This is a genomic window from Oryzomonas japonica (assembly GCF_008802365.1).
In the GTDB taxonomy this organism is placed as follows: domain Bacteria; phylum Desulfobacterota; class Desulfuromonadia; order Geobacterales; family Pseudopelobacteraceae; genus Oryzomonas; species Oryzomonas japonica.
The window spans coordinates 123,269-142,206 of the sequence record NZ_VZQZ01000007.1 but is presented as its reverse complement, the minus strand read 5'-3'; the positions used below and the strand labels follow the sequence as shown (position 1 = coordinate 142,206).

15 protein-coding genes are annotated in these 18,938 nt (G+C 59.6%); 4 read left to right on the top strand and 11 right to left on the bottom strand.

Annotation, left to right across the window (positions count from 1 at the left end; all coding sequences use genetic code 11):
* Positions 1–36: 36 nt before the first annotated feature.
* From F6V25_RS11895 to gcvT, 11 genes are all read right to left on the bottom strand, one after another.
* Positions 37–1,386 carry a sigma-54-dependent transcriptional regulator gene (locus tag F6V25_RS11895; RefSeq protein WP_151128778.1) on the bottom strand — a complete coding sequence of 450 codons (1,350 nt, stop codon included), beginning with the start codon at positions 1,384–1,386 and terminating at the stop codon, positions 37–39.
* Positions 1,383–2,618, bottom strand: a complete 1,236-nt coding sequence (locus tag F6V25_RS11890) for a two-component system sensor histidine kinase NtrB (protein ID WP_151128777.1) — start codon at positions 2,616–2,618, stop codon at positions 1,383–1,385. Before F6V25_RS11890 ends, F6V25_RS11895 begins: the two co-directional genes overlap by 4 nt.
* 132 nt (positions 2,619–2,750) lie before the next feature.
* A complete protein-coding gene (locus F6V25_RS11885) occupies positions 2,751–3,677 on the bottom strand; it encodes a rod shape-determining protein (protein ID WP_151128776.1) in 927 nt (308 codons plus the stop codon).
* A gap of 26 nt (positions 3,678–3,703) precedes the next feature.
* Positions 3,704–4,636 carry a protein translocase subunit SecF gene (secF, locus tag F6V25_RS11880; RefSeq protein ID WP_151128775.1) on the bottom strand — a complete coding sequence of 311 codons (933 nt, stop codon included), beginning with the start codon at positions 4,634–4,636 and terminating at the stop codon, positions 3,704–3,706.
* Positions 4,637–5,273: 637 nt separating this feature from the next.
* Positions 5,274–5,957: a PilZ domain-containing protein gene (locus F6V25_RS11875; protein ID WP_151128774.1), complete on the bottom strand. Its 684-nt coding sequence runs from the start codon at positions 5,955–5,957 to the stop codon at positions 5,274–5,276.
* Positions 5,957–6,835: a lipoyl synthase gene (gene lipA, locus F6V25_RS11870; RefSeq protein ID WP_151128773.1), complete on the bottom strand. Its 879-nt coding sequence runs from the start codon at positions 6,833–6,835 to the stop codon at positions 5,957–5,959. The genes F6V25_RS11875 and lipA overlap by 1 nt, the downstream gene beginning before the upstream one ends.
* On the bottom strand, positions 6,832–7,650 hold the full coding sequence (locus F6V25_RS11865) for a lipoate--protein ligase family protein (protein WP_151128772.1): 819 nt from the start codon (positions 7,648–7,650) through the stop codon (positions 6,832–6,834). Before F6V25_RS11865 ends, lipA begins: the two co-directional genes overlap by 4 nt.
* A gap of 21 nt (positions 7,651–7,671) precedes the next feature.
* A complete protein-coding gene (gcvPB, locus tag F6V25_RS11860) occupies positions 7,672–9,114 on the bottom strand; it encodes an aminomethyl-transferring glycine dehydrogenase subunit GcvPB (protein ID WP_151128771.1) in 1,443 nt (480 codons plus the stop codon).
* Positions 9,115–9,326: 212 nt separating this feature from the next.
* On the bottom strand, positions 9,327–10,667 hold the full coding sequence (gcvPA, locus tag F6V25_RS11855) for an aminomethyl-transferring glycine dehydrogenase subunit GcvPA (RefSeq protein WP_151128770.1): 1,341 nt from the start codon (positions 10,665–10,667) through the stop codon (positions 9,327–9,329).
* A gap of 216 nt (positions 10,668–10,883) precedes the next feature.
* Positions 10,884–11,255: a glycine cleavage system protein GcvH gene (gcvH, locus tag F6V25_RS11850; RefSeq protein WP_151128769.1), complete on the bottom strand. Its 372-nt coding sequence runs from the start codon at positions 11,253–11,255 to the stop codon at positions 10,884–10,886.
* Positions 11,256–11,318: 63 nt separating this feature from the next.
* Entirely contained in the window at positions 11,319–12,410 is a 1,092-nt protein-coding gene (gene gcvT, locus F6V25_RS11845) for a glycine cleavage system aminomethyltransferase GcvT (protein ID WP_151128768.1), read from the bottom strand.
* A 251-nt stretch (positions 12,411–12,661) separates the two neighbouring features.
* Between gcvT and F6V25_RS11840 the strand changes: the two genes are divergently transcribed.
* The 4 genes from F6V25_RS11840 to F6V25_RS11825 are packed head-to-tail and all read left to right on the top strand — an operon-like array spanning position 12,662 to position 18,922.
* Positions 12,662–14,878 carry a sensor histidine kinase gene (locus F6V25_RS11840; RefSeq protein WP_151128767.1) on the top strand — a complete coding sequence of 739 codons (2,217 nt, stop codon included), beginning with the start codon at positions 12,662–12,664 and terminating at the stop codon, positions 14,876–14,878.
* On the top strand, positions 14,875–16,710 hold the full coding sequence (locus tag F6V25_RS11835; protein ID WP_151128766.1) for a sensor histidine kinase: 1,836 nt from the start codon (positions 14,875–14,877) through the stop codon (positions 16,708–16,710). Before F6V25_RS11840 ends, F6V25_RS11835 begins: the two co-directional genes overlap by 4 nt.
* 48 nt (positions 16,711–16,758) lie before the next feature.
* A complete protein-coding gene (locus tag F6V25_RS11830) occupies positions 16,759–17,202 on the top strand; it encodes a response regulator (protein ID WP_151128765.1) in 444 nt (147 codons plus the stop codon).
* 10 nt (positions 17,203–17,212) lie between these two features.
* Positions 17,213–18,922 (top strand): putative bifunctional diguanylate cyclase/phosphodiesterase, encoded by a 1,710-nt coding sequence (locus F6V25_RS11825; protein WP_151128764.1) that lies wholly within the window; start codon positions 17,213–17,215, stop codon positions 18,920–18,922.
* Positions 18,923–18,938 lie beyond the last annotated feature (16 nt).

The following is an 18,938-nucleotide window of genomic DNA, read 5'->3' as shown; positions in this document are numbered from 1 at the left end:
AACAATTGCACCATGTGAGAAGGATGTTGCACAACACTAGTCTTCGTCGAGCAGGCCAAACTCCTTCAGCTTGTATTGGAGGGTCCGGCGCGACACCCGTAGCTCCTCGGCAGCCAGACGGCGGTTGCCGCCATGCTGTTCCAGGGCTTTGACGATCAGATCGCGCTCCACCATTCTCAGCTTGTCCTTGCCGGTAATAGCGACCGGCTCCGGTGAACGCGCCAGAGCATCGGGGAGATTGGCAGCCCGGACCATATCCTGGGCAAGGATGACGGCCCGCTCCACGACGTTCTGCAACTCGCGGATATTGCCCGGCCAGGCATATGCCTTCATGGCCTTGAGCGCCTCAGGTTCGATGCCCTTGAGCTTCTTGCCGACCTGACGGCAGAAGCGCTGGATAAAGTACTCGGTCAGCAGCGGGATGATATCCCGCCGTTCCCGAAGCGGCGGCAAATTGACCGGAAAGACGTTGAGGCGGTAGAAGAGGTCCTCGCGGAAACGCTTCTCCACGACCTCTTCCGCAAGGTCGCGATTGGTTGCCGCAATCACCCGCACATCGGCCTTGATCTCCTTGCCGCCCCCGACCCGTTCGAACACCCGTTCCTGAAGAACCCGCAGCAGCTTGGCCTGGAGGCTCACCGGCATTTCTCCGATTTCGTCCAGAAAAATGGTCCCCCCCTTGGCTAATTCGAACTTGCCCAGTCGGGCCTGGATAGCCCCCGTAAAGGCCCCCTTTTCGTGGCCGAAAAGCTCGCTCTCCAGCAGATTCTCCGGGATGGCCGCGCAGTTGAGCGGGACGAACCCGCCGTTACTCCGGGGGCTGAGCAGATGGATGATCCTGGCCACCAACTCCTTGCCGGTACCACTTTCGCCGTAGATAAGCACATTGGCCGTGGTGCCGGCCACGTTATGGACCAGTTTTCGTATCGACTGCATGGCCGATCCGGCAAAGATGAGCTCTTCCGGCGGTAACCCAACCGTTTCGGATTCCTTGAGCGCACGATAGTCCCGCGAGTGTTGCAGGCCTTCAAGCGCCCTGTTCACAATCCTCAACAGGGTATCCGGGTCTTCCAGCGGTTTGGTGAGAAAATCGAAAGCGCCATCCTTCATGGCGCCGACCGCCTCCTCCACCGTTCCGAACGCTGTCAGAAAGATAAACCGGGGAGGGTTGGCATCCTGTATGGTGTCCCGGAACAGTTCAAGACCGCTTTTGCCGGGCATCTTCAGATCTGAGATAACCAAGTCGAACTGCTTGCCCTTTATCAACCGGGCCCCGGACAGTCCGTCGCCGGCGGTGAGCACATCATGCCCCTCGTCCTCCAGAACGGTCTGCAAAAAACTCCTGAAGGTTTCATCGTCCTCAACCAGCAGAATACGCCCTTTCATGACTTCTCCCCTACCCGTGCCCCTGGCAGCGTTATGGTTACCGCCGTCCCGTGGCCTGAACTTTCAAGTGCAATCGAACCGTGGTGTTCTTCGATGATCTTCTTGCTGAGCGCCAGCCCCAACCCCGTACCCCTGGCCTTGGTGGTAAAAAAGGGGGTGAATATCCTGGCAAGGTTTTCCGGGCTGATGCCGTGCCCGGTGTCGCTGATGGTGACGATTGCCTGTGGGCCGACCGGGTGCGCCGTTACGCGAAGCTCTCCCCCGTCGGGCATCGCCTGCACACCGTTTTTGACGATATTGAGCAGCACCTGTCCGAGCCGGTCCCGCTTGCCGGTTACCACCAGATCGTGGGGGCAGTCAACGACGAGGACGACCCGGGCCTGTTCGGCTTCTGACCGTACCAGATCAACGCAATGTTCGACAAGTTGGGCAAGGGCACAAGGCTCCGCCTCACCCCCGTCGTTCCTGGCAAAGGCGAGCAGGTCCGTCACCAGGGACTCGAGGCGCCGGGCCTCCGCCACGATCCGGTGGGCGGATTCCTTCGTCCGGGGGTCGTCGGGCCTTTTTTCAATGAGCTGGGCAAACCCTTTGATCCCTGCCAGGGGGTTGCGGATCTCATGGGCCAGCATGGCCCCCATCTCCCCCATTTGGGCCAGGCTTTCGCGCTGCGCCATTTTCTGCCGGTGCAGCTCTTCCCGCAGGGAATAGCGATAGATGACAAAGGTCAGGAACCACCCGACCGCAACAAGGGCGAACAGTACGGCCATGGTAAGCCGGGCATGCCTGATGACCGCGTCGGCCCGATAGGTGTGGAGCACCAGACGCAGCCCCAGGGTCTCACGGGGCGTGTGGATGTGGCCGTACAACTCGTACGCGGTTTCACCCGTAGCAAGCTTTACGCGCGTGCCCGACATGGTCTCGGCGAACAACCGCCGCAACGTGTCGCTGTTGTTCAAACGGGTACCGATCAACTCCTGGTTGGAGTGGAATCGGTAAACGCCATCCCTGTCGACAAGAGCGAAATAGGCCAGGTCCTGGGCATGAAACGTCGCCAGGGATTGGAGGGAAGGATCGTGAACCACACTGTTTTCAATGGCCGCATGAAGCGAATGGGCCAGCCCGAAAAGATTATCCTCCGCGATGGGGCGCGCATCGCGATAATTGCTCATGGCGAACCAGAGGATGAACAGGGAGATCACGGCCCCGCATACCAATCGTATCAGTTTGAGCATAACGCGGCTTTCGTTACCATGAGATTGCGAGGGGAACGGCATTTCGCAAGTCTAACACAATTTTCCGGATCGGTATCTGCGGAGATTTTTTTTTGGACAGAAACAGATCTCGTTCCCGCGGCGTGCCCGGTCTTAACGCTTCCACATATTGAGCATCGCCACAATCGGCAGCATGGCGTATGCCCCACGTACGACCGCTTCAAGCGGGTTGGCCACCGGCATGACCGTAATGCCGGTGGCCGCATGAATCCTTTCCCGCATGCCTGCCAGCAGGGCGCCTCCTCCCGTCAGGGTAATGCCGTTTTCGATGATCTCACTTCCCGTTGAGTGCGGCATCTCCCGGAGAAACCCTGTTATCAGGTCCAGGATCGCCTCCACCATCGGCTCACAGTCCTCCCGCGCTTCAACAAGGCTGATCGGCGGTAGTGCGGGACAATCGCCTCCCTGTGCATCTTGTGTCTGCATGGCAACAGCACCCGAACCGCAGAGCGCCGCGCGAACCAGCGCCTCTGCCTGACGGGTGGGGATTCGCAGGTTCCACCTCCTGAGCGCCCCCTCCCGTACCGCGTTCCGTAGCGCACAGCAGCCTCCCCGCAGGGCTGCCGTGTCCACGACCTTGCCGGACGTGATGACGGCACAGTCCGTTACCCCTTCACCGATATCGACAACCATCCGTGCGTAGGGCGATACGATATCAACTCCAGCCCCGACGGCTGCGGCGAGAGGTTCCGGGACAACGACGACGGCGCATGCACCGCCCCGGGAAACCCCCTCGACAAGAGCATTGCGCTCGCCGGCGTTCGCATCGGTGGGTGCGCACGCCACGGCGCGTGGACGGATCATGCCGAAGATCTTCATTTTTGAAATGAGCGGTTCAAGAAGCGCCACCACGGCGTCCAGATTCGCCACCACGCCGGAAGACAATGCCGGCACGTTTCCAGCCATGGAAATATGGGTTATAACCCCATGCCCCTTGCTGACGACACGGGTCGTTGCAGTACCCAGGTCTATGGCGATATCCGGACGCCAATGGGAGAGACCTCCCCAATGTTTGGCCATGATGCTTCTCCTGCTGGAAAATCATTTCACAATTTTTGGAGCTGTGCCTCTTGTTGCGTGGCTCTTTCCGACCTGCGTTCCAGTTCCAGCACTATCGGACTTGCGATAAATATGGATGAGTAGGTCGCGATGACGACGCCGCTTACCAGGGCGAGGGCAAAATCGTGGATCACTTCCCCGCCGAAAAGAAATAGCGACAGCGCCGCCAGAAAGGTGGTCAACGAGGTGATCACGGTTCGGGACAGGACTTCATTGATGCTTTTGTTGAATATGCTCTCCATGGACCCGGACAGGTTCCTGTTAAGATTTTCCCTGATCCGGTCGAACACCACCACCGTATCGGTCAGGGAGTACCCCGCAATCGTCAGAACCGCGGTAATGAACAGAAGGTTGATCTCCTTGTCCAAGACGTAAAACAGGGCGATCATGGCCATGACGTCGTGAAGTGTGGAAACGACGGCGCCGAAACCGAATTTGAAATCAAAGCGCCAGGCTATATACATGATGATGCCGAGCATGGAAACCCCCACAGCTATCAGGGTATCCTTCTTGAGCTTGTCGCCGATGGAAGGTCCGATCTCCGTGGAACTTTCCACCACGAAATCGTTTCCCGGGAACCCTTTTTTGAAGACCTCCTTGATGGTATCGGCATTGTTCCCGGCCATCAGGCTGGCTTTTCCGACCTTGATAAGGAGCTTGTTCCCCTCCTGAATTTCCTGCAAGTTGGCCTCGCCGAGGTTGTTTCGGGCAAGGAGGGCCCGGGCCTTTTCCAGGGGAACCGGCTGGGCGAAATTGAGCTGCACCGATGTCCCCCCTGAGAAGTCGATACCCATATTGGCGGCGTTTCTGGCGATCTGGACAATGCCGATCAAGCCGATAATAACGATGATACCCGATATGATGAAGGTGATGTTTCTCTTGCCGATAAAATCGATCGCGGTTTTATTGATAAGTTGCACCGTTTCCTCCTGGAAGCGTGTTTTTGAGATTGGAAAGCGACAGGATGTTCCGCAGACGGCACAAACACAGACGAGGGCCGGCGCAGGGCGCTGTCCTGACGACAGGGGCACGCAGAAACCGTTCGCAGAGAAACCTCTCCCGGCGCACACGGCTTGCGGTGGTAAACTAAGGGTAATGCAGGGGGACGAAGCTGTTACGCGGGCGGTGCCCTGGCTGGGACGGCCGGGACTGCGGCCGAGACGGGAACATGGAGGTCACAGAGGTAAGACGAAATGTGGACGACACGATTTCCCAGCCGGGAGACCGTGCCGGAAAAATCCAGCAACTGGGCGTTTTTTGCAATCTTGCCGTGGGAGGATTGCAGCAGATTTTTGACAACAAGGTGGGCTGATGGCTTGACTTTTTGCGGGCTTGAGAGCTTCGGTTCCCGTGGATCGGCAAGGTGGGGTACGCTTATCCCCTGGAGAATAAAGAAAACCGCGGCCACCATGACAAGCGGCAGCAGACATTTCCTATGGTTAGAATATGTCTCCAATAAGCGCATGGATAAAGCCTATACGAAACCGGTATCGGGCGCAAGGGATATCGGTCGTACCGCGCCGTACCGGTAAGTTGCCATGCCGCGTACGGCCGCGATCATTTTTTCAACTTGCCCCGGCAGAGCGAGAGGATTTCCGCCTGCTGCTGCGGGGTCATCACATCGAAGCGAACGCCGACACCGGGAATCTCGCTGGTCATCCCCCACTCCCGTTTCCAGCAGATGGTGGACGCAATAGGCGTCGGGTCGCTCAGGGCAACCAGTCGTATCCATACGGTCGATTGCAGGGCAATCTCGTCGTTGACGCAGAACAGGAAACAACCGCCCACTGAAAAGTCGATACAGACCGTACGTTCGGCATCCGTCATATCCGGGGAGCATGACAACACGGCATTCAGATTAAGCGGCACCCTGTTGCAAATGGGAGCGACCTTCGGGAGTTGTTCGCAGCAGTATCGGAGGTGCTCCTCGGGGGTATGAGCCCCATCCTGATCGTCCCATGAGATCAGCATGCGAATCTTTTGGGTTTTGGCGGCAATGTTGAGGCGAGCGTTGGGCATGGCATGCAGGGCATCCTCCACCAGGCTCTTTTCGTACCGGGACGCCTTTACCATCAGGGGCATGTCGAGAAAGATGGCGTTATAGGGCTGCCGGGCGGCCTGATTCGCCACATCGCGCAGAGATGACACCGTATGGCAGATCACCCGCTCATTTTTGATAAACGTTTCATATATGAGGCGCCGTTCTTCGTCGGCAACGGCAAGGAGTATTTGGGGCTGCACTATGTCATCTCCTCATGGCATTCGTCTCGGGTATCCATCTGGTACTGGCCTGCATGGTAGGAACTGCGCACATAGGGGCCGCTCTCCACATGGCTGAATCCCATGCCCAGGGCGTTTTTCCGCAACTCATCGAAGACCTCCGGCCGGACAAACTCCTGCACCGGATAATGGTTGCGGCTGGGGGCCAGGTACTGGCCGATACTGAGATAGACGCATCCCGCCCCACGCAGGTCGCCCAACACCTGCAGCACCTCTTCCCGCGTTTCCCCCATCCCCAGCATGATGCCCGACTTGGCCGGGGTTTCCGGCGCTAACTCCCGGCAGGCGCGGAGCAGATCCAGGGAGCGGCCATAGTCGGCACCGTTGCGGATGTGGTACAAACGCGGCACCGTCTCCACGTTGTGGGCGATGATGTCCGGCCCCGCGGCCATGACGGTTGCCAGGCTCTGGCGGTCCCCCTGAAAATCAGGGATGAGCGGTTCGATACGCGTTGTGGGCGATGCGGCGCGGATGGCAGCCACCGTTGCGGCGTACAGGGCTGCCCCGCCGTCCGGCAGATCATCCCGGGTCGGACTGGTGATCACCACGTGGCTCAGCCCCAGCCGGGCAACCGCACTGGCCACCCTGGCCGGCTCCCCGCTATCCGCCGGCTCAGGCGGCGATTTGTCCACGTTGCAGAAGGAGCAGTGCCGGGTACAGTGCCTGCCCAGGATCAGGAACGTGGCCTGGCCGCAACGGAAACATTCGGAGATATTGGGGCAAAGCGCCTGCTGGCAGACCGTGTTCAGGCGCAACTCCCCCAAAAGCGCCCGCATCCCGACCTGTTCCCCTGGATTAACGCGCTTTTGCAGCCACTCCGGTTTCCTCACCATCTTCACGCATCCACCCCTTCCAGGTTCCATCGATCCGTACCGTACCGTCCCACCAGCAACTCCCCGGCCAGAGAGCGTTCCTGTTCCGTGAGCGGCTGGGGCGAAAGCTCCACGGTGAAGTTTCTTTGAAAGGCCTCAATCAGCTTGTGCCGCACCAAGTCGTACTCCGGGGGGATGCCGCACTGTTCCAGACTGACGGCGTCCTCCGCCAAGCAGGGCGCCCGATCCTTCATGAACGAGAGTCCCAGAGTGGCCCGGTTCACCAGCGGCAGCGAGCCATGCTGAAAGATGATCCCCTTCTGCCGGCGCTGGGCATTGCCGCCGATCTTCTTCCCCTGCACCAGGATGTCGAAACTCTCCTTGCCCGCAAAACAGAAGGGGGTCCGTTCTCCCAGACGCACATCCGGGGAGACGGCGTCCAGGGCATATGATACCTCAAGTCCCAGGTCCCGGTACAGGGTAATCAGAAAACCGGTCAGTATACGAAATGAGTCCTTGATGGACGAGGCGGGCGGGATCTGGTCCGGCGAACAAACCAGGGCATAGGTCACCTCGTCCGCGTGGTAGATCGTCCCACCGCCGGTGATGCGGCGCACGATGGGCACCCCACCGGCCCGGCAGCGCTCCAGGTCCAGCACTTGGGCCGCCTTCTGAAAGCGCCCCAAGGAGAGGGCCGGCGGCTGCCAGCCGTACAGACGCAGTACCGGGTGGGACCGGACCGGATCAAAGGAACGCAACAGCGCCTCGTCGATGGCCATGTTCTCCGCTCCGGTACGCGGTCCGTCCTCGACGAGGCGCCAGGTTGACGCGGTATCAGTCATCAGTGGACGTACCCTCCCCTATCACCCCAGGTAGCAGACATGCTGCTCCCTGGCCGCCTTAGTCTCGTCCAGCCGCGAGACCGGCATGGTCAGCGGCGCGTCCAACACCGCCTGGGGGTCGCTTTCGGCGGTCCGGGCAGCCTCGATCATCACGTCGATAAAGGCGTCCATGGCTGCCTTGCTCTCGGTCTCGGTCGGCTCGATCATGATCGCTTCCTTGACGATGAGCGGGAAGTAGACCGTGGGAGGGTGATACCCCCGATCGATCAGGAACTTGGCGATATCGATGGCGTGCACGCCGTGGGCCAGTTGCCGGGAGGCCGAGAAGACGCACTCGTGCATGCAGGTCTGGTCGTAGGGAAGATCGTAGTAGGGCTTCAGACGTTCCTTGATGTAGTTGGCGTTGAGCACCGCCTGCTCGGATACCTGGATCAACCCCTCGCGTCCCAGCATGATGATGTAGGCATAGGCCCTGACCATGATGCCGAAGTTGCCGAAAAAATTGGCAGCGCGGCCGATGGAGCCGGGCCGGGAGGTCTGGAGCACAAAGGTTCCCTCGTCGTCCATGTCGATGCGCGGCTGAGGCAGGAACGGGATCAGGGCCTTTTTGACCCCCACCGGCCCGGCACCGGGACCGCCGCCGCCGTGGGGCGTTCCGAAGGTCTTGTGCAGGTTGACGTGCACCACGTCGAATCCCACATCCCCCGGTTTGACCTTGCCCATGATGGCGTTCAGGTTGGCGCCGTCGTAGTACATCAGGGCGCCGAACGAATGGGCGATGTCGCAGATTTCCTTGATGTGCGGGTTGAACAACCCCAAGGTGTTGGGGCAGGTCATCATCACCGCCGCCACCTCGTCGCTCATGGCCTGCCGGAACAGTTCCAGGTCCATGTCGCCGTAAGGTGCGGTCGGCACGGTGATGATCTCGTAGCCGGCGATGGTGGCCGAAGCCGGGTTGGTACCGTGGGACGAGTCGGGGACCACCACGTATTTTTTCCTGTTCCCCTTGGCGCGATGGTAGGCGGAGATCAGCAGGATGCCGGTCATCTCGCCGTGGGCGCCCGCCAAGGGCTGGGTGGTGACCTCGTCCATGCCGGTGATGTCGGCCAGCATCTGCCCCAGGTCGTAGAGCATCCCCAGGCTCCCCTGGCAGAACTCCCCGCCCCCCGGCAGAAGTGCCGTCATGGGGTGGAAGGGGACAAACAGGACCGCGGCGTTCTCCAGCACCTTGGCGTTGTACTTCATGGTGCAGGAGCCCAGCGGGTAGAAGTTGGTGTCCACCGAGAAGTTCAGCCGGGACAGGTTGGTGAAGTGCCGCACCAGATCCAGTTCTGATACCTCGGCCAAGCCGGCCGGTTCCGTGCGCAGCAGCCCTTCCGGCAGAGGAGGGGCGGGAGGCACGTCCGAGGCCGGCAGCTTTACCCCCCTGCGGCCGGGAACGGATTTTTCATAGATAAGCTCCATACGATTGTCTCTCCAAGATCAGATATGCCCGCATTACAACCTGAATCCGTGATGCCGGAATGCCGCAATGGCCGGAAGAGCCGGAGCCCGCTCGCTGCCGTGTCGTGACAGTCCACTCACCAGGCTGGTCCGCCGTCTAATGGCCGAAGACTGCTCAAACGCAAAGACAGAGGCCTTTCGGACTAGCGGCATGGAGGCGTCACGGATTCAGGTTACAACTCGGCCCGTAACGCCTCGGTCAGCCAGTCGATCTCTTTCTTCGTCCGCTTCTCGGTGACCGTCACCACCAGGGCGTTGGCCGAATCCTCGTAGTAATCCTCCAGCGGCACGCCGGGGGCAATACCCTGCTTGAGCAGTTCCGCCACGACCGGTGCGGCCGGCTTGGGCAGGAACACCGTGAATTCGTTGAAGGTGGGCGCCGATGGCAGCACCGTCACGCCGGGAATCCCGGCCAGGCGGGCCTTGGCGTACTCAGCCTTGTCGCGGTTGAGGCGCGCCAGATCCGCCACCCCTTCCCTCCCCACAGCCGAGAGGAAAATCAGACCGCGCAGAGCGCACAGCCCCTGGTTGCTGCAGATGTTGGAGGTGGCCTTGTGGCGCTTGATGTGCTGTTCCCGTGCCTGGAGGGTCAAGACGAAACCGCGTTTGCCGTTCTTGTCCACGGTTTCGCCGACGATGCGCCCCGGCATGTTGCGGATAAAGGCCTTTTTTGCGGCGAGGAAACCGAAGGAGGGGCCGCCGAAGGAGAGCGGGTTGCCCAGACTTTGGCCGTCCCCCACGGCGATATCCACCCCCATCTCACCCGGGGACGTTATGATGCCCAGGGAGATCGGATAGACGGAAGCCACCAGCAGGGCGCCGGCGGCATGTACCTGTTCCGCCAGGGGGCTCAGGTCCTCGATACAGCCGAAGAAATTGGGGTTCTGCACCAGCACCGCCGCAACGTGCTCATCCAGGCAGGCGGCTAGGGCAGCGCGGTTCAGCAGGCCGTCCAGGGGCGCAATCTCCACGACCTCCACCGCCTGGTTGTAAAGATAGGTCTTGAGCACCTGCCGGGAGAAGGGGCTGACGCAGCCGTCCACCACGATCCGGGTGCGGCCGGTCACCCGCAGGGCCATCATGGCCGCCTCGGCGCAGGCCGTGGCGCCGTCGTAGAGCGAGGCGTTGGACACCTCCATACCGGTCAGGCGGCAGATGGCGGTCTGGTATTCGAACAGGGCCTGGAGGGTCCCCTGGGAACACTCCGGCTGGTAGGGGGTATAGGCGGTGTAGAACTCGGCCCGGCCGGAGAGATGATCGACCACGGCGGGAATGATATGGTCGTAAAAACCGCCCCCGATAAAATTGACCATGGCGGCGCTGTTGTCGGCGGCAATGGCCTGCATCCGGGCAAAGGTCTCGAACTCGGACATGCCGGGGGGGATATTGAAGGTCTTGGCCCGCAATTCTGGCGGGATCGGAGCGAACAACTCCTCGACGCTGGAGGCGCCGGCAACCGAGAGCATCTCCCTGATCTCTTCCGGCGTATGGGGGCAATAATGACTGTCGTTCATGCGGACTCTCCTGGCACAAAGCATCGGGGCGCTCCTTGCGGCCGCCCCAGACCGGACAAAGGGGGATTTCCCCCGGCAGGCTGTTGAGAAATCAAGGTTGTTCAAAAAGAGTCAGATCGTCGCACCCGCAGAATGCCCTGAGGAGGCGTAGCAGCGCTACGCCGCACGAAAGGGCTTTCGAGGACGAAGGCCTGATGGCTGTTTTTCAAAAACCTCCTACACAGTTTTCAGATACTCGTCGTACTGTTCCCTGGTCATCAGATTCTTCAGCTCCGCCTCGTCGGCGATCTCGATCCAGGCTAGCCAACCGGCGTCTTCCGCGCTTTCGTTGACGATCTCCGGGGCGTCGTTTAAGGCCTCGTTGATCTTGACCACCTTGCCGGAAACCGGCGAATAAATGTCGCTGGCGGCCTTGACCGATTCGATGGCCCCCAGCATATCGAACTGTTTGACCACCTTGCCCATGACGGGAAGCTCCACAAAGGTGATGTCCCCCAGTTCATGGGCGGCATGTTCGCTGATGCCGACCGCACCGATCCCTTCCTTGACCTTGACCCATTCGTGTTCCTTGGTGAAATAGATGCTCATGTCGGCATATCCTCCTTTTAAGATAAAAAATCTGTAAAATCTGCCACAGAGGCAGATTGCGTTTTATGACCTGAGCGACCCGCCGCGGTAGAAAGGGAGTTCGCAGACCGCGGCCTCCATGCTGACCCGTTCATGGATGATGGTAAGCGGCGTACCAATCGACGCCAAATCCGGCCTGACGAATCCCAGACCGATGCCGCGGCCGAGCATGGGTGAAAAAACACCGCTGGTTACCGTGCCGACCCCCTCGCCACTGAAACAGAGTTCGTAGTGGTGGCGCGGCGAGCGGCGGCTGTTCACCTCGAAGGCAACCTTTCTGCGGGCTACGCCCTGCTCCTTCTGGCGCAGCAACGCCTCCTTGCCCACAAAGTTCTTGGACAGGTCCACAAACCCCTCCAGACCGGCCTCCAACGGTGTGGTCGCCTCGTCGATATCGCTGCCGTAGAGCGAGTACCCCACCTCAAGGCGCAACACGTCCCGCGCCCCCAGCCCAGCCGGTTTGACCCGCTCGTCCAGTAGCAGCTGATCCCACAACTCGACGACCTTGTCCGAGGGGATGAAGATCTCGTAGCCGAGTTCCCCGGTATAGCCGGTGCGACTGACGATGGCCTCCACACCCAAAATGTTCATGGTGGTGAATCGGAAATAGGGTATGGCGGCGATTTCCGCGCCGAAGGCCGCCACCATGACGTCCCGGGAGAGCGGCCCTTGGATGTCCAGCTTGCCGGTCTGAGCCGAGATGTCGGTAAAGGCGCCACCCTTCAGCCGGGCATTGATGACGGCAAAATCCTTGGGGGCCGTGGCCGCATTGACCACGATCATGGCCTTGTCTGGTGCCAGGCGGAAGACGATCAGGTCGTCGATGATGCCGCCGCTTTCGTTGAGCAGGAAACCGTAGCGCGAACGCCCGACCGGGATCGTTGCGACGGAAAAGGTGAGGACATCCTCCAGGCCGCCGGCCGCAAAGTCCCCCTCGAAGAGGAATTCCCCCATGTGACAGATATCGAAGAGCGACGCCTTGGCGCGGCACCAGGCGTGTTCGGCAATGATCCCTTCGTACTGGATCGGCATGTTCCAGCCGCCAAAGGGGGACATCAATGCCCTGAGCGCCTCATGCCGCCCGCAGAGCGGCGTTTGTTTAAGCAGTTCATCCATGACTAGACCCCCCTGTTTCGTTACCTGTACGTTTTCGCCTCGGCCCGGCCGCGAAAAAAACGGGGCATGGAGCGCCATCGCCCCCTCGCTGTTTTTTCTCCGCATGGTAGTGGAATTATGATGTATACGCAACTCGAAAAATGGGGAAAATGTGATACGTTTTGTAACTGTTTAACTTGTGAAAAAACAAAATTGTGCATAGAATCAGCCGGTACAACGGCATCCCCACTCAAAGCCCCGGAGTCCACACGGTGAAGGCTTTTTCCGGATGGTCCATTCGCACCCACCTCATCCTGTTGGTCGCATTCGCGGTCACCCCCGCCCTGGCGATCATTCTCTACACCGGTCTCGAACAGAAACGGAATTCCCTGAACGAGGCCCACAGCCGGTGCTCCGCCCTCGTCAGGGCGCTGGCCGGCGATATGGGCAATACGGTCAGCAGCACGCGCCAACTCCTGACAACCCTGGCCGTGCTGCCCCAGGTGCGCAACATGGATGCACCGGCCTGCGACGAACTGTTCCGGGAAATCCTGCGCAGCGACAACCGCTATCTGAATCTCCAACTCTTTCGCCCCACCGGCGAATCGGTCGCCTCTGTCGTCCCCCCTCCCCCCGGGCTCAACGTAAGCGACCGGAAATACTTTCGCGATGCGGTACGCCGGCGGACCTTTTCCGCCGGGGAGTACATCGTCGGGCGCACGGTCAACAAACCGACCTTCAACTTTGCCCTGCCGGTCACAGGCGACCGGGGGGAACTGCTGGGCGTGGTCCAGGCGGCCATCAACCTGGAACGGGCCAATGCAATCTTCGACAGATCCCACTTTCCGGCCGGCTCTGCCCTGGTCTTACTCGACGGCACGGGCACGATCCTGTTTCACAGCGCCGATGCCCGCTACCAGATCGGCACCAAGGACGATCAGGGCATTTTCAACGACATGCGCGCTGCCCGGGGTGACGAGAAGATCACCCTGCGCACTTCAGGGGGATCGTACCGCATCATGGCCTACCGCTCCCTGCAACTGGCCGGCGATCCAACCCCCTATCTCCACATCAGGCTGGAAGTGCCCGAGGAAGCAATCCTCACCGACGCCAATCGCATCCTCTTCCGCAACCTGTGGTTTCTGACGTTCGCCGTCGCTCTTGCGGCCATGGCGGTGTTTGCCTATGCCAACCGCGTCATCACCAACCGGGCCAGGCGCTTGGTGCGTTCATCCATGTTGCTGGCTTCGGGCGGACAGGATGTACAGGTCGGCATCCCCTACTCCCAGGGTGAGTTCGGCCTGATTGCCCAGGCCTTCGACGACATGGCCAGGACCCTGGCGTCACGCGAGGAGGAGCGCACCACATTCGTCCGGGAACTCCAGGCGGCAACCCGCCAAGCCCTCGACGAGCGGGCCAAGACCGAGGCCATCCTTGCCAGCATCGGCGACGGCATCAGCATCCAGGATCGGGAGTACCGCATCCTCTATCAGAACGGCACCAGCAGAGGGTGGATGAACGACCAGTCCGGGCGTTTCTGCTATGAGGCCTACGAGCAGCGGCTCCATGTGTGCGACAACTGCCCGGTCAGACAGACGTTCGAGGACGGTCTGGTGCATACGGTGGAACGCAGACTGACGATAAACGGCCGGGATACGTGTCTGTTGGTTACGGCTTCGCCGCTCAGGAATTCGGCCGACGACATCATCGGCGGCATCGAGATCGTCAAGGACATCACCGACCGAAAGATGGTCGAGATCGCCCAGAAGGAACTGACGGGCAAACTGGCGGAGTCAAACCAGCAACTCCAGCATTTTGCCTATATCGCCTCCCACGACCTGCAGGAACCCTTGCGCACCATCACCAGTTTCATACAGCTTCTGGCCCGGCGGTACCAAAACAAACTGGACAAGGACGCGGGGGAGTTCATCGCCTTCATAATCGATGGAGCCCAGCGCATGCAACGGCTCATCAACGATCTTCTGGAATATTCCCGCGTCGAATCCCAGGGCGCCCCGTTCGTTGTTTTTGAAGCCGGGGACGCGTTCAGGGCCGCAACAATGAACCTGAAGAGGCGTATCGAGGAAAGCGGCGCTGAAATCACCCATGACCCGTTCCCGGCCATAACGGGTGATGAAACCCAGATCATGCAACTGTTCCAGAACCTGCTCAGCAACGCCATCAAATTCCGGGGCGACGAGCCGCCCCGTATCCACGTTGCCTGCGCCGAGACCCCCACGGAATGGGAATTTCGCGTCACGGACAACGGCATCGGCATCGATGGCCAATTTTTCGAGCGAATCTTCGAGATCTTCCAGCGGCTGCATGGGAGGGGCGCCTACTCCGGCACCGGCATCGGGCTGGCCGTCTGCAAAAAAATCATCGAACGCCACGGCGGCCGTATTGGGGTGACGTCAGAACCGGGCCGGGGCAGTTGCTTCTCGTTCACCATCAAAAAGAACCTTTCCGAAAAGGGGGATGCGGCATGAGGCGTCTGCACGCGGCATACCTTGCCGTCCTGTTCATGGCACTGACGCTGGCGACAGCCGGTCCGGCCCACGCCGCCGATGCCGGGGGGCAAAAGACGCGTATCCTGATCCTCAACTCCTACCACCCCTACTACACCTGGTCGGACAACGAACTTATCGGCATCGTCGAGACGCTGCACCGAGCGCGGCCGGATATAGAACCGACCGTGGAGTACCTGGACTGCAAATACTTCCCGAAAATGGAACATTTCGGCAAGATCAGGGACCTGTTTATCCAGAAATACCGGAACGTGACGATCCCCCTGATCATCGCCGCGGATAATCCGGCCCTCGACTTTGCCCTGAAATACCGCGACGCCATATTCCCCGGCACCCCGATCGTCTTCTGCGGGATCAACGGCTTTGAACCGGCGATGATCAAGGGGCAGCGCAACGTGACCGGCGTTGCCGAGCGGCTCGATGTCAGGGGCACCGTGGAGTTGATGCTCAAGGTACACCCCGCAACACGGCACATTTTTGTCATCCACGATTACACCTCCACCGGGCTGGCGACCCGCAGGCAGGCGGAGGAGGATCTGAGAGGGTTCAAGAGTCCGGTCGCGATCCGCTATATGGACAACCTGACAACCGATGGCATGCTGCGACAATTATCGTCACTTTCGACGGACAGCCTTGTCCTGGCGCTTTCCTACAGCCGGGACCGGGACGGGCGGGTATTCGACCATACCAAGATAGCGCAGCTTTTGGGGGAGCGATCCCCGGTCCCGGTGTACGGCGGTCATGAAGAGCGCATCGGCCACGGCATCATCGGCGGGAGCCTGCTAGGGGGGCGACAGCATGGGGCGCAAGCCGCGGAAATGGCCCTGGAAGTGCTCAATGGGCGGGACATTGCCACCCTCCCGGTCTACACCGGCCAAACGGCGCGGGTGATGTTCGACTACACCCAGCTCACCCGTTTCCACATCCCCGTTTCCCGACTGCCCTACGGCTGCACCCTCGTCAATAGGCCGGTGTCATTCTACGAGAGGTACACCAGACTGGTCTGGACGACAATTTTTGTCATAGCCAGCCTGGGCATGATCATAACCCTGCTCATTCTGAACATCAGCCAGAGCCGCAGGGCGGCGCAGGAACTGGCTCTCAAGGCCGGGGAACTGGAAAAAAGCAATGCCGAGTTGAAAGAATTCAACATGCTGGCCTATCATGACCTTCAGGAGCCTCTGCGGGTCATTGGCGGGTTTGTGCAACTCCTGGAAAAACGCTACAAGGGAAAACTCGACCGGGAGGCCGATGAATTCATAGCCATCATCGTCGCCAACGTGTCCCACCTCAAGCATCTGTTCAACGACCTGCTAGCTTACCTCAACCTCGGCCGGCAGCCGGTCAGACACGTCCCTCTGGACGGCGCGGAGATCGTAACGAGCGCCCTTGCCGGTCTGGAGGAGATGATCGCCCGGCGCGGTGCCGTCGTCACCCATGCCCCTTTCCCCGAGCTTACCGGCGACCGGCAGCTTCTTGTCATGCTGTTGAGAAACCTTTTGGAGAATGCACTGAAATTTTCCTGGGAAACGCCAGTGATATCAATTAATTGTCACCGCGCAGAAGATCAACATATCATTTCGGTGCAGGATAACGGCTTCGGCATCGCCCCGGAATACCAAGAAAAAATATTTCTACTTTTCAAAAAGCTGCACAATCGGGACGAATACCCCGGCACCGGCATTGGTCTTGCAATTTGCAAACGAATTGTGGAATTGCACGGGGGAAAGATTTGGCTTGAATCGGAGCCGGATAAAGGTTCAACCTTCTTTTTCAGCCTGCCGGCCAGATAAAGCAGGACGAGTATTTTACGTCATTTGACGCAGTTGGAGGCCCACACCATGACACCACCGTACCTCAAACCGGCGGAAATTCTGCTAGTTGAAGACAATCCCGCCGATGTCAGACTGACAATGGAAGTGTTAAAAGACGCAAAACTCTGTAATAATATCAGTGTCGTCAACGACGGTGTCCAAGCCCTTGACTTCCTGTATCGCCGGGGGGAATATGGTTCCGCAGCCCGCCCCGATATCATCCTGCTCGACCTCAACCTGCCCCGGCTGGACGGGCGCGAGGTGCTGGAACGGGTCAAGGGCGACGATAGTTTGAAGCATATCCCGGTAGTGGTCCTGACAACCTCCAGCGCCGAACAGGACATACTCAAAAGCTACGCCCTGCACGCCAACTGCTACATCACTAAACCGGTAGACCTGGAACAGTTCACCAAAGTGGTGACATCCATCGAGGAGTTTTGGTTTTCCATTGTGAAGCTTCCCGGAATGTGAGTGCGCCGCCATGCCCTACGCCGAAATAATCAGAGTCCTGTTGATCGAAGACAATCCCGCCGACGTCCGGCTGCTGCGAGAGTGTTTCTCGGAACTCTCCGATGTGCTTTTTCTGGTCCACGATGCCAACTGCATCGCCTCCTCGATACAACTCGTTTCGGAGAAACATTTCGACGTCATCCTCCTCGACCTCTCGCTCCCCGACAGCATCGGGCTGGAGACGCTGCACCGCATGCACACCCAGGCCCCCGACATTCCGATCATCGTCCTGACCGGCATGTCCGACGACGCCCTGGCCCTCACCGCCATGCGGCACGGCGCCCAGGACTATCTGCTCAAGGGACAGTTCGACATCAACCTGCTGAGCCGAGCCATCCGTTACACTATCGAACGCAAACGGGCCGAGGCGGAGATCAAGAAGCTGGCCTACTACGATACCCTAACCGGGCTCCCCAACCGGGTACTGTTCAGCGACCGCCTCAAGCAGGCCATCGTCATGGCTGAACGGGACAAAAAGGACCTGGCGCTCCTGTACCTCGACCTTGACCAGTTTAAATACGTCAATGACACCTTGGGGCACGCCTACGGCGACCGCCTGCTGAAGATCAGCGCCGACCGCATCCAGGGATGCCTGCGCAGTTCCGACACCGTGGCCCGCATCGGCGGCGACGAGTTCGTCATCATCCTCTCCCTGCTTTCCGGGGGAGACGACGTACCAAAGGTGGCGGACAAGATTCTCGAAACCCTCAGAAAACCGGTTCAATTCGAGAACCATACCATCCACACCAGCGCCAGCATCGGTATCGCACTGTACCCGGAAAATGGCGCAACGGTCGATGAACTGCTGAAAAACGCCGACATTTCCATGTATCAGGCCAAGGAGAAGGGGCGCAATAACTATCAATTTTTCTCCGAAGAGATGAACCAGCTGGCGCTCGCGCGGCAGGTGATCGAGTCGAACCTGCGCCAGGCCATGGTGCGGAACGAGTTTTTCCTGGTATACCAGCCGCTGTTCGACATCGCGAGCCGGACGATCATCGGGTTTGAGGCGCTGATCCGTTGGCACCATCCCCAACATGGGGATATGCTCCCGCCTCAATTCATCAACATTGCCGAAGAGACCGGCATGATCGTTGCCATCGGCGAGTGGGTCCTGCGGACGGCGTGCCGGCAGGCCCGGCAATGGCATAACGGCGGTTCCAACGGCTTGCGCATCTCCGTCAACGTCTCGGCCAGCCAGTTAAAACATGACAGCTTCCTCGATATTGTCGCATCGGCCCTGAAGGAATCGGACCTTCCGCCCGGCTGCCTTGAATTGGAGTTGAACGAAAGCACCATCATTGAACAGGGAGAGAAAAACATCCCTATTCTGAAAAAACTGAAGAAACTGGGAGTTTCCCTGGCCGTCGATGACTTTGGCACCGGCTATTCCTCCCTCTCCTACCTCAAGCACTTCCCCATCGACCGGGTCAAGATCGACGGCACCTTTGTGCGCGATATCACCCCCGGCGGGGATAATGCGGCCATCGCCGAAGCGATCATCTTCATGGCCCACTCACTCAAGCTCAACGTGGTTGCCGAAGGGGTCGAACAGGAGAAGCAGTATTCCTTCCTTCACAACAGCAAATGCGATGAGTTGCAGGGATTTTTCATGTGTCACCCCCTGCTGCCGGAAGACATTATCCCGCTTCTGCGCACCTACACCACGTTAACACACTAGCCACGCCATTGTGGCG